The sequence below is a fragment of the Neisseria sp. P0009.S007 genome (genome assembly GCF_051962515.1).
Genome location: NZ_JBQCVF010000465.1, coordinates 1 through 1,102, shown reverse-complemented (window position 1 = coordinate 1,102; position 1,102 = coordinate 1). Strand labels below are relative to the sequence as shown.

At 55.4% G+C, this 1,102-nt stretch carries 1 pseudogene; it reads right to left on the bottom strand.

Going from position 1 to position 1,102, the window contains the following annotated elements:
* Positions 1–206 precede the first annotated feature (206 nt).
* A pseudogene (locus tag ACTHS3_RS14085) lies at positions 207–1,102 on the bottom strand (glycosyltransferase family 39 protein); the annotation flags it as partial.

The following is a 1,102-nucleotide window of genomic DNA, read 5'->3' as shown; positions in this document are numbered from 1 at the left end:
AAATCTTTGGCATGGGCGGAGAGGGCGGTCAATAAGAGGACGAGGGGCAAAAGGCGGTTGGGTTTCATGTTTTTAGGCAGATAAGGGAAAAGGGCCATTGTACGGGAAGCGGTGTTAAAGTAAGTCAAAGGCCGTCTGAAAGGATAAAAGTTCTTTCAGACGGCCTTTGTTGAACCAGGGGTATTCAGTTTTGAGGCTGGTGTGATTTATTGCGCTGAAGTTTTTTCCAGCAATAGGAAAGTCTCGGCTTTGTTGCGCGGTCTTGCGCCTTGCCACAAGGTTTGCCAGCCCGAAGGTGCGCCGATGTTGGCGGCTTGGCGGATGAGGCGGTAGCGGCAGGATGGGTTGTCGGTCGTGGTTTTAATATGGCTGTATTGTGTCCACGCGATTCGTGTGCGCTGGTCTTGGCCGTCGATGCTGATACATTCGAGGCCGTCTGAAATTTTCTGTTTCAATTCGGAAGAAAGCGCGGCTTCCATTTGGTGAACCACCGGCGCATGGCTTTTGGCGGCGTTGAGCCATGGTAAAAACAGGGTCATCAGCAAGGCCCAGGCCAAGGTCACGCCGGCTGCCCAGTTGGTTACGGCTTGGCGGCCACGGATGTTTTTACGCGTAATCGCCCAGAGCCATAACGGGGTAAACAGCAGGGCGACGGTCATCGGAATCGGGTCAATGTCGGGGATGTAATACGGGCTGAAATAGGCGGCGCGTTCGGCCAGTTTGGCAGGCCAGCCGTAGTTCATGGCGAAAAAGCCCAGCCACAGGAAGACGGCAATCAAACCGAATGCCATGATGCCGAACCAGTTGATAAATGCCACTGCACCGCGACGCAGGCCGTCCAGTTGTGCCGCGCCGAGCAGGGCGAGCGGCGGCAACAGCCAAACGAGGTTGTCTTGCAGGCGTTGCGGGTTGATGGCAAGTAGGGCTGTCATAATAACCAGCCACGACAGGCTCAGAATGCCCCAGTTTTTATCGTGGATACGCGTGCGGCTGAGCGTCCATGCTGCCAGCGGCCAGGCAGGCAAGGCAAACCACAGCAGGTTTTTCAGATAATAGGGCAGGTTGAAGGCCGTCTGAATCTGATGGAAACCGCCGAATACGC